The sequence below is a fragment of the Pseudomonas sp. NDM genome, from assembly GCF_003105095.1.
Classification (GTDB): domain Bacteria; phylum Pseudomonadota; class Gammaproteobacteria; order Pseudomonadales; family Pseudomonadaceae; genus Aquipseudomonas; species Aquipseudomonas moraviensis_A.
Genome location: NZ_QETJ01000134.1, coordinates 1 through 14,012, shown reverse-complemented (window position 1 = coordinate 14,012; position 14,012 = coordinate 1). Strand labels below are relative to the sequence as shown.

Below are 14,012 nucleotides of genomic sequence, written 5' to 3'. Positions count from 1 at the left end.
CGGCAGCTCCTACATGGCAAATATGAACGCAGGATAAATCATGGGTGCAAAAAAAGTGGCCACCGCACAAACGGTGGCCACTTTTTTCTTACGGCTTATTAATGGCCGTACACGTCAAAGTCGAAGTACTTGTCCTGGACTTTCTTGTACTCGCCATTGGCGCGGATTTCGGTGATGGCCTTGTTGAACTGCTCAGCCAGTGCGGTATCGCCCTTGCGCACGGCAATGCCGGCACCGCCGCCGAAGTACTTGGCGTCTTCGTAGGTCGGGCCGACGAATTCGAAGCCTTTGCCGGCGTCGGTTTTCAGAAAACCGTCGCTGAGGTTGACCGAGTCGGCCAGCATCGCGTCGATACGCCCGGACACCATGTCGAGGTTGGCTTCCTGCTGCGAGCCGTAGCGCACCAGTTCGATCCCGGCCGGAACCAGCACTTCTGTGGCGTAGCGGTCGTGGGTGCTGGCGCGCAGCACGCCGACTTTCTTGCCCTTGAGTTCGGTCAGAGGGTCTTTGACGCCGGAGCCTTCCTTCATCACGAAGCGCGCCGGGGTGTGGTAGTACTTGATGGTGAAATCGACGTTTTTCTTGCGATCGTCGGTGATGGTCATCGACGACAGAATCGCATCGATCTTTTTCACTTTCAGAGCCGGGATCAGACCATCGAACTCTTGCTCGACCCACGTGCATTTAACCTTCATCTGCGCACACAGCGCGTCGCCGATGTCCACGTCGAAACCGGTGAGTTTGCCGTCAGGGGTTTTCATCGAGAATGGCGGGTAACCGGCTTCGATGCCGATGCGGATCGGCTTGGCATCATCGGCCACAGCGGTCAGGGACAACATCGACAGTGCCAGGGCACCGAACATCACTAGCTTTTTCATTTATTACTCCCGTGCGGAGGCTTTTATTGGCAGCTTTCGATTCAGCGTTCGGTCATGGCGTTCTAACAGCAAAAACCGAAGTGGCCGGCAGTCTATGGCGACGCGCACGGGGGCAATTGTTTTTAAGCGACAAATACTTACAGAACATCGGCGCACGCATTGACGGGGGTCAAGGCGTGCGCCGTGGTGGTGCGAAGGCTGTAGGACAAGACTGTTTTCAGAGCAAGAAACGCTGATCCTCCCCGTAGGAGCTGCCGAAGGCTGCGATCTTTTGATCTTGATCGTCCCCACGCAGAGCGTGGGAACAATCGTCAAAAGATCGCAGCCTCCGGCAGTTCCTGCACAGGGATCAGCATTCGCAGGCGACAGGTGTGTTGGCGACTGACGCCGCGCTCAGTTTGAAGCCTTCATCCAGCCATCCGGTAACGCCGCCGATCATCTCCTTCACCGGGTAATCCAGTGCGGCCAGTTTCACCGCCGCCTTGTTCGCGCCGTTGCAATGCGGTCCGGCGCAATAGACCACGAACAACGTGTTTTTCGGGTAATCGGCCAAGCGTTCCGCCGTGAGCAAGCGTGTCGGGATATTGATCGCGCCAGGCACATGCCCGCGCTCGAACGCCAATGGGCCGCGCACATCCACCAGAACAAAATCGACCTCGCCGGCCTCGTGACTGCTGAATACGTCGGAACAATCGGTTTCGAAGGTCAGACGATTGCTGAAATGCATCAGGGCAATCGCCGAAGGTGCGGCGGGGATGTCGCGAACCAGGCTGGTCATGTTGTGTTGCTCCTTTGTCTGTGGGGGATGAACAGACTTTATCGAGACGGCGCTTACCGCTACAGTGGCGCGCAAGACACCGACCGGGAGTTTTCCGCCAAATGCTCACTCAGCCCAATCTGGTTGCCATTCTGGCCTACGATGGCCTCTGCACGTTCGAGTTCGGCATTGCCGTGGAGATTTTCGGCCTGGCCCGGCCGGAGTTCGAGTTCCCTTGGTATGAGCATGCGATCGCCGCGGTCGATCAAGGCCCGATGCGCGCCATGGGCGGCATTCAGGTGCTGGCCGATGGCGGCCTCGAACTCCTCGCCGAAGCGCGCACCATCGTCATCCCCGGCTGGCGCGACCGCAACGCCCCGGTACCGCCAGCGCTGATCGACGCATTTCGTCAGGCCCATGGCCGAGGCGCGCGGTTGCTGTCGATCTGCTCCGGGGTGTTCGTCCTTGCGGCCAGCGGCTTGCTCGACGGCCACCGCGCCACCACCCACTGGCGCTACACCAGCGAACTGGCCCAACGTTTTCCGGCCATCGAGGTCGATCCGGACGTGCTGTATGTCGATGCAGGCCAACTGATCACCTCCGCCGGCAGCGCGGCGGGCATTGACGCCTGCCTGCATCTGGTGGCGCGCGACTTCGGCACACAGGTCGCCAACGCCGTCGCGCGGCGCCTGGTCATGTCGCCGCAACGCACCGGCGGCCAGGCCCAATTCATCCCCACCCCGGTCAGCCCGACACCCCGCAGCGACCTGTCGCGAGTCATGCAATGGGCCCGCGAACGCCTGCACGAACCGCTGGAAGTCCGCGATCTGGCCAGCGAAGCAGCAATGAGCGAGCGCACGTTTCTGCGGCGCTTCACCGAAGCCAGCGGCCAATCGCCGAAAGCCTGGCTGCAACATGAACGCCTGGCGCGAGCGCGGGAGTTGCTGGAAAGCACACACCAACACACCGAGCAGATCGCCCAGCGCTGCGGCTATCGATCGGTGGAGAGTTTTCGCGTGGCGTTTCGCAGCGTGGTGGGCGTGCCGCCGTCGGTTTATCGGGAGCGGTTTGGGCGGGAGGGTAAAGCGATATGTTGACCTGTCTGGCAATGGATTTGATCTTTTTACAGTCCTGACAACTGCAAAAATTTCAGACGCGTCCTACATCCATCACTCCGTCGTTGCTTTAGCGTCCGCTTCGTTTTTTAACAACGGACAAGGACGCTCATGGCTCGCAAGAAAGACATCCCCCGGGTCCAAAACCCGCCAGAGGGAGATGGACACCACATCACCACCCGCTACATGACTGCCAGCGAACTTGCTGAGCGCGAGGCCGCGCATGGCGCTTATGAAGACATGCTGGCGCGGCAACAGGTTCACGAAGATCGACTTGGCAATCAGGCCATACGACAACAGCACAATTTAAGCGGCTGTGTGTTTGCGAAGAGTTGCAAGCTGCCGAACGGCGTCATCAATGATGCCAATCCATCCGGATTCATACCGGTTGGGAAAATTTCGGATTATGGAACGCTGTCCTTGCTAGCGGGGCGTGAACGTGACGCCGCCGGGAATATCGCACTCAAGGCAATTGGCGCGAGCAGTTTGCAAGCGTCGATCGGAGCTTTTGCTCTCGGCAGCTCCGGCAGTCTGAGCACCAGCACTGCCGCCGCAAGTAGCATAAGCCTGGCCACCGGCGGTGTCGTCGCAGGCGGGTTGCTCGGATTGGTTGCGCTGCTGTGGCCATCGAGTCTCGCCGATAGCGCTCTCTACACAGAGGAGCAGCTACAGTCGCTTGAGACGGCTCGGACTCGGGTTCGATTGCACGTAGAACAGCAGCCCGACGGCACGTTGAAAGGATACGGATACAACACTCAAACGCGCAGCGATTGGGAAATGATTCCTGTCGTCCAGTTCGTCAAGCAAGGCGCCTCGCACGTCGCAGATTTTGGCAATGGGTCGACCCTACTCTGGACTCCCTCGGTAGACTCGTCACGCGGATCGGCAATTCCGCCGCTGGAAAGTGCGCCGCAGGTTCCCCACATCTGGGTATATCCGCCGACCGAGCAGGCGGACAAAATCATTGTCAATCCAGTTTACCCGCCTGAATACCAAGACTTTATTCTGGTCTTTCCGGCTGGCTCGGGAATAAAGCCTCTTTACATTGTCTTGGCACTTGAGTTCGACGCTGCCAACTACCATGGAAAAAAAGACACGCCGGTCAAGAGCAAAGGTCCCTCGAATGGGCAGAAGGCTTTGGAGAGTTCGGTTCAGGTAAAGCCTACATCTGCGCGCAGGATTGGAGTCGATCCCCAAGCCAATGAGTTGGTCGTTTTTGATCGCACTGGTGGTGAGGTCTACCACGGACACGTAAGGCCATGGAATAAGCTTCATCAAGACATGAAAAACGCATTGATCAAAGCCAAGAAAGTAGACAGCAAGGGCAATATTCTGGGAGCAAGAAAGTGAGCCTCACCTACCAAGACCCGTCAATAGATCATGATGAATCCATACGATTACTGGCCAGCGGCGCTCAGGAAAATGTCATTCGCGCACTGATTTCCATTGGTTTGAATGAACCCGATGGCAACTGGGCTCAGCAAATCTGCTTCCAGCATCTCTCCAGCGAAACCGAAGCGATCGCTGCCTCTGCCATCACCGCCCTGGGCCATATCGCTCGTCGGCATGGAAGACTGGATACCGAAACCATTTTGCCGGAGCTTGAAAACCTAAAGCGCCGGATGCCCTCGCTGCAGGGCGTCATTGAGGACACGATTGACGATATAGAGATGTTCACCTGAGCATCCGAAGTTGAAAGCGTTTGGATGAGGGTTGCTTCATCCAGACGCACGTTCAGACCTCAATCCTCCCGCGTCAAAACCTCCAGCAACTCAATTTCAAACACCAGATTCGAATTCGGCGGAATCTTGCCCATGGTCCGCTCGCCGTACCCCAGATGCGCCGGCACCCGCAATTTGCGTTTGCCGCCGACCTGCATGCCCATCAGGCCCTGATCCCAGCCTTTGATCACGCGGCCAGTGCCGATCACGCACTGAAACGGTTTGCCTCGGCTCCAGGACGAGTCGAACTCAGTACCGTCTTCCAGCCAGCCGGTGTATCGGGTGGTGATCAGTGCGCCTTTCACCGCGGCTTTGCCGTCGCCCGGTTGCAGGTCGATGATTTGCAGTTCGTCTGTCATGTCGTTGGCTCTGTTGAGATTTTTCGCAGGCGGGTTTTTTCGCAGAATCCGTCGCCGATGGCAATCCATGGAACCGAAAACCCGCGTTGCCGCTCACATGTGTATCGACATCGTATGACGACAAGGATGCTTTGATGACCGACTCTCGATTGCTGCGCAGTTTCATTCCGCCCTACATCCTCAACCGCATCATTGCGCACGGCTCCGAGCCGCAACGCAACGCTGCGATGCAAACACTCAACCATGTACGCAGCCTGCTGCCCAACCCCGGCCGCCCTTCGCAGCCGCCGGCGCGGGCGATTCTGCCGGAGGCGACCAAACCCGGCCTGGCCCGGCGCAGCGTGCATGATGCGCAGAACAAAATGCTCTTGCCGGGCATGCCGGTGCGCCTCGAGGGCCAGCCGGCGTCGGGGGATCCGGCGGTCGATGAGGCTTACGATGCGCTGGGTGCCAGCTATGATTTCTTCTGGAAAGTGCTCGGTCGCGATTCGATCGACAATCAGGGATTCGCCCTGATTGGCAGCGTGCACTACGGGCAAGGTTACGAGAACGCATTCTGGAACGGCGCGCAGATGGTCTTCGGGGACGGCGACGGCGAAATCTTCCAGCGCTTCACCCGCTCGCTCGACGTCATCGGCCATGAACTGGCCCACGGCGTCACCGAAAGCGAGGCCGGTCTGATTTACGCCAATCAGTCCGGCGCGCTGAACGAGTCGCTCTCGGACGTATTCGGTGTGCTGACCAAGCAATACACCCTCGGGCAAACCGCCGAGCAGGCCGACTGGTTGATCGGCGCCGACCTGCTGATGCCGAAGATCCAGGGCAAGGGCCTGCGCTCGATGTCACACCCCGGCACGGCATATGACGACCCGCTGCTGGGCAAGGATCCGCAACCGGATCACATGCGCAAGTTCGTCATCACCAGCGAAGACAATGGCGGCGTGCACATCAATTCCGGCATTCCCAACCGTGCGTTTTATCTGGCGGCCCAGGCGTTCGGCGGCTTTGCCTGGGAAAAGGCCGGGAAGATCTGGTATGACACCCTGTGCGATGACCGCTTGAGCCAGGAGGCAACGTTCGACGCGTTCGCAAAATTGACCATCGACCATGCCGGCCAGCGCTTCGGCGCCGAAGCAGCCGACGCAGTTCAGCAAGCCTGGGCACAGGTCGGTATCGAATAATCCGAGGAGACCGTATGAAAACGCTACCCGAGCTGGATAAAGATTCCGTTTTGCGCGTATCTCGCCAGGGTGGCGTTGCAGCGATTCACAGCCTGAGCCGCCCACGGGAAATCGAATTCGCGCAATGCGACATCAATCAGCGTTCGAGAATCTGCTCGGTGCTGGAGGGCTGTCTGCCATTGGACAACAGCGAATCCGGGCGTGGGGATCAACGCTTCTTTCAGATTGAAGTACGCTATCAGTCCGGGGAAATGGTGCTGAAAGTGCCGGAGAACCAGGCGCCCGGGGAGCTGGTGAGTCTGTGGGACAAGGGAGAACTGCTCTGATTCATGCTGGCGGGTCTTCTGCGTCGACAACTGACGATGTGCGGGGGCCCAATCCTGCGGTTTGTCCAAAGACCACACCGTTGAATGTGTGCGTACAGCACTCGCAATGCGGCGTCATGTCCTGCGCCGTCAGTTTCGGATTGACCATTTGCAGTCGATTTTGCTCATCGACATACAGCCCGCTGAAATAGCTGGATTCACCTAGTCGCACGATGTCCTGGCGATCTTCTTCATGGATGGCAACCATCCAGAACACTGGGGCGGATTGATCAAGTCGCGCGACAGCCTCACCGAAAATGGAATCCCAAGGGCCGCCAACGCGAGACAACAGGAAGCGAAAAAGCGGGGTGTAGTCTCTTCCGTATTGTTTGCCCGGATGCATCGAACTTCGCATGGCTTCGTGACGGCTTGCGGCTTTGCTGTTGCGCTGATCGCGGTAATGCGCAACTGATTCGTTGCGACGAACACCCCACGTACGAGTATTCACTTTGCGGTAAAGAAGTTTCTTGTCCAATCCCTTGTTCCTCATTCAAACGCCCGCTGTTTTACCGGAACGCCGTTCGAATACAATCAGCCATCCATGGCCAATTGTAAAACCGGGCCTATCGCTCGACCGGCTGCATCTCGACAATCGTGCCGTTGGTGATCATCACCATCACGTACTTGTCATTGATCTGCACCCACTGCGCCTGTTCGATCGGTGCTTTCAGACCTTTGGCTTTCCAGTTCTTCAAAGCCTTGTCCTCGCGCTGGTACATTTCCGGCGCGCGGTCGTTGACCTTCAGTTGGCGGTCGCTGGTCGGCGATTGCACGGCGGGTTCGCTGGAGGTTTGCGCCGCTTGAACAATGGGCGTGATCCCGGCAATACCGGCAACGAGGGCCAGACTGGCGATTAGGGTTTTGCTGTTCATCGGTGAACCTCTTTCAGATGAGTAGTACCTGAACTCCGACTGCGCGGCGCGGGAAACATTCCTTGTTTTTGTGCTCAGGCAGGCTGAGAAATTGACGCTGCCGATCTGGCCCGCAGCGAAAGGTGGCCCGCTGCCACAGACCCGTCGGATTTGCGCTAACATGCCGCGCCCCTTTCTGCCGTGTGAATAAGGACATCACCGTGAACAGCACTCTCATCATCCTTTTGGTCATTGCCGGCCTCCTCGCCCTCTACGCCATCCAGCTCTTCAACCGCCTCGTTGCCCGCCGCAATCAAATCAACAATGCGTTTGCGCAACTCGAGGTGCAGCTCAAACGTCGCTACGACCTGATCCCCAATCTGGTGGCAACCGCCAAGGGCTATATGGCTCATGAGCGCGAGACGTTGGAAGCAGTGATCGCAGCGCGCAACCACGCGGTTGCAGGCCTGCAGGCAGCTCAGGCGCAGCCGGGCAATGCCCAGAACATCGTCCAGCTCGGGCAGGCGGACAGCGCACTGAGTAGTGCGATGGGCCGGTTGAACGTGACGGTCGAAGCCTATCCGGATCTCAAGGCTTCGCAAAACATGCAGCAATTGAGCGAAGAGCTGAGCAGCACCGAGAACAAAGTCAGCTTTGCTCGCCAGGCTTACAACGATGCGGTGATGAGCTACAACACCCTCAAACAGAGCTTTCCGGCTGCCGTGTTCGCCCCGCTGTTCGGCCATGCTGCCGACGCGTCGCTGCTGACATTCGCCGACAGCGCGGCGATTCAGCAAGCGCCACAGGTTTCGTTCTGACCCCAGCCAACGGATGGCACCATGAATTTTTTCCAACAACAGCGCCAGGCCAAGCGCCGCACTCTGCTGCTCATCGTTCTGATGGGATTGGCCGTTCTGAGCCTGATCGCCGCGTCCTGCTTGATGATGATCATTCCGGTGGAAGACGGCGACGGCAATGTCCTCTTCGATCTAGAAATGAGCTGGGAGCTGGTCGGAACCGTATCCGCGGTAGTTATCAGCGTCGTGCTGCTGGGCAGTACGGCGAAGCATTCGGAGTTGTCCGCCGGCGGCAAAGTCATTGCGCGTAGCCTCAATGGCCGGCTGATCAACCATAACGCGCAGACTCTTGAAGAGCAGCGCCTGCTCAACGTGGTGGAAGAAATGGCCATCGCCTCAGGCACGGCCGTTCCGCCGGTGTATTTGCTGCCGGAGCTGGGCATCAACGCCTTCGCCGCAGGCATGACGCCGCAAAACGCGGTGATCGGCGTGACTCAGGGCGCGATCAATCTGCTGACTCGCGAAGAGTTGCAAGGTGTCATCGCCCATGAGTTCAGCCACATCTACAACGGTGACATGCGCCTGAATACCCGGTTGATCGCTATCGTTCACGGCATCCTCGTGCTCGGCCTGACCGGAAGCTACATCCTGCGTGGCACCGAAACGGTGGGCAAAGAAGCCGCGCGTCGCAGCAAGTTTGTCGCGCTCACCGCGCTGGTGGGTTTTGTCCTGTGCGTTGCAGGATTTGCCGGGTCGTATTTCGGCAACCTGATCAAGGCAGCGATCGGGCGCCAGCGCGAGTTCCTCGCTGACGCGACGGCTGTGCAATACACGCGCAACCCGCAAAGCATTGCCGGTGCACTGAAAAAAATCGGTGGTTATGAATTGGGCGCCACGCTCAATGCCGCGCGTGCTGCCGAGTTCAGCCATCTGTATTTCGGCTCGGGCACTTCTTCGTTCGACCTGATGGCCTCGCATCCGGATTTGAGCGAGCGGATCCGCCGGGTCGATGCGCAATGGGATGGCAGCTTCGTCAAGATCGCCGCGCCGAGCGTAGAGCTGCCGGCCAAACCCGACCTGCCGATGGCGGATGCATTTGGCGGTGTCCCGGCTGCCGCCATGGCGGTGCTTTACGACTTCAGTGCGGCGCAAGCCTCAGTTGCAGCGATCGGCGCGCCGCAGGCAGAACATTTGCTTGAGGCGCGCCGTTTGCTCGACGATATTCCGCAGGTACTCAGAGACGCTGCGCGCAGCGTCGATGGCGCTCAAGCCATCGTTTACGGGTTGTTGCTGTCACGCTCGGCGCCCGTGCTGGGCATGCAGTTCGACATACTGAGGGGATCCGTCGACGACGCGGTGTTCGAGCATTTGGAACAGCTGCAAAATCCACTGTTGTCACTACAGCCGGGCCTGCGTTTGCCACTGCTCGATCTGGCGACACCAAGCCTGCAACAGCTCGGCAAAAGTTTCCCCAGGGTCGATGCCAACCTGATCGCGCTGATTGAAGCCGACAACCAGACCGAACTGCTTGAGTGGACGCTGTTGCGCATCGTCGAACGCAATGTGCTGGGCGCGGCGCCGGTGCAGTTCAAATTCGGTCTGTTCCAGTGCGCCGAAGAACTCTTGGCACTGCTCAGCGCGCTGGCCCGCGCCGGTCAAAATGATCAAGCGACGGTGGCGCAGGCGCTGGAATCTGCGTGGCAAGGGCTCGCATTCGAGCGACCACCAGAGATTCGCGCCGATCTGGAAGAACTAATCGGGCTGGAAACCGCGCTCAGCCGTCTGCGCCATCTCATGCCGGAGGAGCGCCCCGCCCTGCTCGATGCGATGACCCGCTGCGTGATGCACGACGGCGTGATCACCGTGGCCGAAGCGGAGTTGTTCCGGGCCGTAGCCGACTTGCTCGATTGCCCGCTTCCGCCGTTTCTGAGCATGCCTGTGCAGGTTGGGAACGGCGCGACTGAGGTAGCTCGCGAACCAAGTGCAGTGTCGGCTACGGCGTAGGCAGAGTGGTAACCCGCCCCTATAGGAGTGAGCCTGCTCGCGATGGCATTCGACCGGCCAACATCGGTTTCGCCTGACATATCGCTATCGCGAGCAGGCTCACTCCTACAAAGAGCAGGAGCAAAAGCAAAAGCAAGATCAAAAGATCGCAGCCTTCGGCAGCTCCTACAGTTGGATTGGGCACAACCTCAAGATCAGGTCGGCTGTCAGGCCGTCTTCGCGAGCAGGCTCGCTCCCACAGAAAAGCAAGGCAGCGCAGCTGCTCGCGGCGAAGCCGCCCCACTCAACAATGAGCGTTAGCTCGAGTGCTTTTGATCTTGATCCACGGGCGACGTCGGAAGGCTGAGTGGAGGGATTGATCCGGGGGTGGGAGCGCAGCGACCGTCTGGCGCAGCCAGACACAGCGCAAGAAGGTGCAGCGAAGCAAACCGGAGCCGCTGCGCCCGGATCAATCCCGCAGCGAAGTGACCCGAGCCTGCGAGGGCCGAACGCAGGAGCAAGCTTTTTGGGTTACCTTTTTGCTGGGCCGGCACTCCGGCGTTTGAAAAAGGTGACCCGCCGTAAGGGCGGAACCGTAATCAGCAACACCCGCAGCAACGGATATGTACCCGGTCGACCTGAACAAATCACCGCCTGACCAAACGCCTTCGCGAGCACGCTCGCTCCCACATTGACAGCGCTCCACGTCACGGATTGATCCGCAACACGCATCAATCCATGCCAACAATGCAATTAACAGATTGTTACATCTGCGCCACCATCCACCTCAATAAAAACCGTGCGCCGCTTCTCCGTAGCGCACGTCATAAAAGCGGTGGAGTACTTTTCTATGACAGCCTCAATCCCTACCAACGGCTCGCGGGCCGGGGCCATCTTCCGGGTGACCTCGGGCAACTTCCTCGAACAGTTCGATTTCTTTCTGTTCGGCTTCTACGCCACGCAGATCGCGGCGGTGTTCTTCCCGGCGAGCAGCGAGTTCGCCTCCCTGATGATGACTTTCGCGGTGTTTGGCGCAGGCTTCCTGATGCGTCCGCTGGGCGCTATCGTGCTCGGTGCGTACATCGATGATGTCGGTCGGCGCAAAGGTCTGATCGTCACCCTGTCGATCATGGCCAGCGGCACGATATTGATCGTGCTGGTGCCCGGATACGAAACCATAGGCTTGTTCGCACCGGCGCTGGTGCTGATCGGCCGGCTGCTGCAAGGCTTCTCCGCCGGTGCAGAACTGGGGGGTGTTTCGGTGTATCTGTCCGAGATCGCCACGCCGGGCCGCAAGGGCTTTTTCACCGCTTGGCAGTCGGCCAGTCAACAAGTGGCGATCATCGTGGCGGCTGCGCTGGGCTACGGTCTGAACCAGTGGATGGAGCCACAAGCAGTGGCTGCCTGGGGCTGGCGCATTCCGTTTTTCGTCGGTTGCATGATCGTTCCGTTCATTTTCTTCCTGCGCCGCAATCTGGCGGAAACCGAAGAGTTCGCCGCGCGCAAACATCGTCCGAGCATGCGCGAAGTATTCCGCACCCTGGGTCAGAACTGGGGCGTGGTGCTGGGCGGGATGTTGATGGTCGCGCTGACCACCACCGCGTTCTACCTGATCACCGTGTACGCGCCGACCTTCGGTAAAACCGTGCTGCACCTGAGCACTTCCGACGCGCTGCTGGTGACGTTGCTGGTGGGTGTGTCGAACTTCTTCTGGCTGCCGATTGGCGGTGCGTTGTCGGACCGCATCGGCCGTCGCCCGGTGCTGATCGGCATGGCCCTGCTGGCCCTGGCCACGACTTATCCGGCGCTGTCGTTCCTGGTGCAGGCGCCGAGCTTCACCAACATGCTGCTGTCGTTGTTGTGGCTGTCGTTCATCTACGGTCTGTACAACGGCGCGATGATTCCGGCGCTGACCGAAATCATGCCGGTGGAAGTGCGCGTCGCCGGTTTCTCGCTGGCCTACAGCCTGGCCACAGCGATCTTCGGTGGGTTCACCCCGGCGATGTCGACCTTCCTGATCCAGTACACCGGCGACAAAGCCGCGCCAGGTTACTGGATGAGCATCGGTGCCCTGTGCGCACTGTGCGCCACGCTTTATCTGTACCGCCGTGCCGGTGGTCGTCTGCAACCTGTCGCGGCCTGAGGAAAAACTCGCCATGAAAAAACTCTTTACTGTCACCGCCCTGCTCGCCGGTCTCGCCTTCAACGTCGCGGCCCAGGCCGAAGAACTCAGCGTGATGACCTCCGGTGGTTTCACTGCCGCCTACAAGATCCTCGGGCCGAAATTCGCCGCTGCGACTGGCAACACCCTGACCACCAGCCTCGGCCCGTCGATGGGCAAGGCACCGGAAGCGATTCCCAATCGTCTGGCGCGCGGTGAGCACGCCGACGTGGTGATCATGGTCGGTTACGCCCTTGATGAGCTGATCAAACAAGGCAAGGTCGACCCGGCGTCCCGCGTTGAACTGGCGGATTCGCGGATCGGTATGGTGGTGCGTGAAGGTGCAGCGAAACCGGACATCAGCAGCGTGAATGGCCTGAAGAAAACCCTGCTCGACGCGCAATCGGTGGCGTACTCCGACAGCGCCAGCGGCGTGTATATCGAGCAGCAGTTGTTCAAGAAACTCGGTATCGAAGATCAGCTGAAACCGAAAGCCAAGATGATCGCCAAGATCCCGGTCGGTTCGGTGGTTGCCACGGGCGACTATCAATTGGGCTTCCAGCAGGTCAGCGAATTGCTGCCGGTACCGGGCGTGAGCTTCGTCGCGAAGATTCCGGAATCGGTGCAGTCGGTGACGCGTTTTGCCGCGGGTATTCCGGTCACGGCCGAGCATCCAGAAGAGGCCAAAGCCTTGCTCGCCTACCTCGCAGCACCGGCCGCTCAGGCTGACGTGCAGGCCACCGGACTGGATTCGGTCAAGCGCTGATCGTTGGCGGCTGGACGCGCATCTCGACGACCAGCCGCTCCAGTTCCAATGCCGCCGGGGTCAACGTACGATCCCGGCGCTTGATGATGCCGACACTGCGCATCACTTGCGGCTCGGTCAGCGGCACCCGCGTCAGGATCGGATGGTCCGGCCCGGGCATCGCCATCAACGGCACCGCCGCCACGCCCAAACCCGCCTCCACCAGGCCGATCATCGTCGTCACGTGCCGCGTCTCGCAAATGCTCTGACGCTGCGGCACCACCCCGCCCAAGGCCTGATCAAGCAGGAAGCGATTGCCCGAAGTCTTGTCCAGCGCGATGTAGTCCTGCTGATAGAATTCGTCCCAGCTGACGCTGCTGCGCCCGGCCAGCGGATGATCGCGGCGACAGGCGACGACATAGCACTCCTGCACAAGCGGTTCGAACTCGACTTTGGCATCCTGCGTGCCGAGAAAACTCAAACCGAAATCCGCCTCGCCATTGACCACCGCACTCAACACATCATGCGCGCTGGAATCGAGGACTTTGACTTTGATTCGCGGAAATTGCTGGTGATAGCGCGCGACCACGCGCGGCATGAAGTAGTACGCCGCCGATGGCACACAGGCGACGGTGACATGCCCCAAACGGGTCGAGGCGACTTCGCTGATGCCGAGCAAGGCGATGTCGAGATCATCCAGCAACCGCTCGACGCTGGGCATGAAACCGCGTCCGGCCTGGGTCAGGCTGACCTTGCGCGTGGTGCGCTCGAACAGTTTCACGCCGAGGGCGTCTTCGAGCTTTTCGATGCGCCGACTCAGCGCCGGTTGCGACAGGCGCACGGTGTCGGCAGCCTTGCGAAAACTGCCCTGCTCGACCACCGCGCGAAAGGCTTGCAGGTCGTTGAGGTCGAAGTTGATGGCCATGGCGTTTCCGGAAATTGATGCGCAGGGGTTATAAATGTAACCAGTTGATGCAAATTATTACAGCGACACCGGAAATCCAGTGTAGGAGTGAGCCTGCTCGCGATAGCGGTTTGTCAGTCACGGATGATGTCGACTGTTCCACCGCGATCGCGAGCAGGCTCACTCCTACAAGGG

Annotated in this window: 15 protein-coding genes; 9 read left to right on the top strand and 6 right to left on the bottom strand. The window is 59.5% G+C overall.

Translation table 11 applies throughout. The features are described 5' to 3' along the window. Positions 1 to 98: 98 nt before the first annotated feature. Both DCO47_RS20990 and DCO47_RS20985 read right to left on the bottom strand, forming a co-directional pair. Complete coding sequence (locus tag DCO47_RS20990; RefSeq protein ID WP_042609284.1) at positions 99 to 878, bottom strand: ABC transporter substrate-binding protein; 780 nt, start codon at positions 876 to 878, stop codon at positions 99 to 101. Positions 879 to 1,227: 349 nt separating this feature from the next. Beyond that, positions 1,228 to 1,656: a rhodanese-like domain-containing protein gene (locus tag DCO47_RS20985; protein WP_042609283.1), complete on the bottom strand. Its 429-nt coding sequence runs from the start codon at positions 1,654 to 1,656 to the stop codon at positions 1,228 to 1,230. Between the two features lie 101 nt (positions 1,657 to 1,757). Here DCO47_RS20985 and ftrA point away from each other — a divergent pair, with 101 nt between their 5' ends. The 3 genes from ftrA to DCO47_RS20970 all read left to right on the top strand — a co-directional run bounded on the left by ftrA (position 1,758) and on the right by DCO47_RS20970 (position 4,432). Next, positions 1,758 to 2,732 carry a transcriptional regulator FtrA gene (ftrA, locus tag DCO47_RS20980; protein WP_116658838.1) on the top strand — a complete coding sequence of 325 codons (975 nt, stop codon included), beginning with the start codon at positions 1,758 to 1,760 and terminating at the stop codon, positions 2,730 to 2,732. Between the two features lie 129 nt (positions 2,733 to 2,861). Further along, positions 2,862 to 4,100, top strand: coding sequence for an S-type pyocin domain-containing protein (locus DCO47_RS20975; protein WP_116658837.1), 1,239 nt, complete (start codon positions 2,862 to 2,864; stop codon positions 4,098 to 4,100). Next, positions 4,097 to 4,432: a hypothetical protein gene (locus DCO47_RS20970; RefSeq protein WP_083352480.1), complete on the top strand. Its 336-nt coding sequence runs from the start codon at positions 4,097 to 4,099 to the stop codon at positions 4,430 to 4,432. The genes DCO47_RS20975 and DCO47_RS20970 overlap by 4 nt, the downstream gene beginning before the upstream one ends. Positions 4,433 to 4,491: 59 nt before the next feature. On the opposite strand, the gene DCO47_RS20965 is transcribed toward DCO47_RS20970, so the two are convergent. After that, positions 4,492 to 4,830, bottom strand: coding sequence for an FKBP-type peptidyl-prolyl cis-trans isomerase (locus tag DCO47_RS20965; protein WP_116658836.1), 339 nt, complete (start codon positions 4,828 to 4,830; stop codon positions 4,492 to 4,494). Positions 4,831 to 4,964: 134 nt separating this feature from the next. Here DCO47_RS20965 and DCO47_RS20960 point away from each other — a divergent pair, with 134 nt between their 5' ends. Then, entirely contained in the window at positions 4,965 to 6,011 is a 1,047-nt protein-coding gene (locus tag DCO47_RS20960; RefSeq protein WP_064363587.1) for a M4 family metallopeptidase, read from the top strand. Between the two features lie 14 nt (positions 6,012 to 6,025). Further along, positions 6,026 to 6,337 carry a protealysin inhibitor emfourin gene (locus tag DCO47_RS20955; RefSeq protein WP_116658835.1) on the top strand — a complete coding sequence of 104 codons (312 nt, stop codon included), beginning with the start codon at positions 6,026 to 6,028 and terminating at the stop codon, positions 6,335 to 6,337. A gap of 1 nt (position 6,338) precedes the next feature. On the opposite strand, the gene DCO47_RS20950 is transcribed toward DCO47_RS20955, so the two are convergent. Further along, complete coding sequence (locus DCO47_RS20950) at positions 6,339 to 6,851, bottom strand: hypothetical protein (protein ID WP_064363589.1); 513 nt, start codon at positions 6,849 to 6,851, stop codon at positions 6,339 to 6,341. Between the two features lie 88 nt (positions 6,852 to 6,939). Further along, positions 6,940 to 7,248 carry an RcnB family protein gene (locus tag DCO47_RS20945; RefSeq protein ID WP_042609276.1) on the bottom strand — a complete coding sequence of 103 codons (309 nt, stop codon included), beginning with the start codon at positions 7,246 to 7,248 and terminating at the stop codon, positions 6,940 to 6,942. A 200-nt stretch (positions 7,249 to 7,448) separates the two neighbouring features. Here DCO47_RS20945 and DCO47_RS20940 point away from each other — a divergent pair, with 200 nt between their 5' ends. From DCO47_RS20940 to DCO47_RS20925, 4 genes are all read left to right on the top strand, one after another. Further along, a complete protein-coding gene (locus DCO47_RS20940) occupies positions 7,449 to 8,045 on the top strand; it encodes a LemA family protein (RefSeq protein WP_173867292.1) in 597 nt (198 codons plus the stop codon). 21 nt (positions 8,046 to 8,066) lie between these two features. Continuing rightward, positions 8,067 to 10,028 (top strand): M48 family metallopeptidase, encoded by a 1,962-nt coding sequence (locus DCO47_RS20935; RefSeq protein WP_064363590.1) that lies wholly within the window; start codon positions 8,067 to 8,069, stop codon positions 10,026 to 10,028. Between the two features lie 829 nt (positions 10,029 to 10,857). Next, the gene (locus tag DCO47_RS20930; protein ID WP_016775219.1) at positions 10,858 to 12,150 is read left to right on the top strand and encodes an MFS transporter; all 1,293 of its coding nucleotides are present in this window, start codon (positions 10,858 to 10,860) and stop codon (positions 12,148 to 12,150) included. A gap of 13 nt (positions 12,151 to 12,163) precedes the next feature. Next, entirely contained in the window at positions 12,164 to 12,934 is a 771-nt protein-coding gene (locus DCO47_RS20925) for a substrate-binding domain-containing protein (protein WP_116658834.1), read from the top strand. On the opposite strand, the gene DCO47_RS20920 is transcribed toward DCO47_RS20925, so the two are convergent. Further along, positions 12,924 to 13,838, bottom strand: a complete 915-nt coding sequence (locus DCO47_RS20920; RefSeq protein WP_064363592.1) for a LysR family transcriptional regulator — start codon at positions 13,836 to 13,838, stop codon at positions 12,924 to 12,926. The two genes, DCO47_RS20925 and DCO47_RS20920, sit on opposite strands and share 11 nt — an antisense overlap. Positions 13,839 to 14,012: the final 174 nt, after the last annotated feature.

Excerpts from the sequence above, each read along its gene's own strand:
- DCO47_RS20990 (WP_042609284.1), bottom strand. The coding sequence starts at position 878 with ATGAAAAAGCTAGTGATGTTCGGTGCCCTGGCACTGTCGATGTTGTCC.
- DCO47_RS20985 (WP_042609283.1), bottom strand. The coding sequence starts at position 1,656 with ATGACCAGCCTGGTTCGCGACATCCCCGCCGCACCTTCGGCGATTGCC.
- ftrA (WP_116658838.1), top strand. The coding sequence starts at position 1,758 with ATGCTCACTCAGCCCAATCTGGTTGCCATTCTGGCCTACGATGGCCTC.
- DCO47_RS20975 (WP_116658837.1), top strand. The coding sequence starts at position 2,862 with ATGGCTCGCAAGAAAGACATCCCCCGGGTCCAAAACCCGCCAGAGGGA.
- DCO47_RS20965 (WP_116658836.1), bottom strand. The coding sequence starts at position 4,830 with ATGACAGACGAACTGCAAATCATCGACCTGCAACCGGGCGACGGCAAA.
- DCO47_RS20960 (WP_064363587.1), top strand. The coding sequence starts at position 4,965 with ATGACCGACTCTCGATTGCTGCGCAGTTTCATTCCGCCCTACATCCTC.
- DCO47_RS20955 (WP_116658835.1), top strand. The coding sequence starts at position 6,026 with ATGAAAACGCTACCCGAGCTGGATAAAGATTCCGTTTTGCGCGTATCT.
- DCO47_RS20945 (WP_042609276.1), bottom strand. The coding sequence starts at position 7,248 with ATGAACAGCAAAACCCTAATCGCCAGTCTGGCCCTCGTTGCCGGTATT.
- DCO47_RS20935 (WP_064363590.1), top strand. The coding sequence starts at position 8,067 with ATGAATTTTTTCCAACAACAGCGCCAGGCCAAGCGCCGCACTCTGCTG.
- DCO47_RS20930 (WP_016775219.1), top strand. The coding sequence starts at position 10,858 with ATGACAGCCTCAATCCCTACCAACGGCTCGCGGGCCGGGGCCATCTTC.
- DCO47_RS20925 (WP_116658834.1), top strand. The coding sequence starts at position 12,164 with ATGAAAAAACTCTTTACTGTCACCGCCCTGCTCGCCGGTCTCGCCTTC.
- DCO47_RS20920 (WP_064363592.1), bottom strand. The coding sequence starts at position 13,838 with ATGGCCATCAACTTCGACCTCAACGACCTGCAAGCCTTTCGCGCGGTG.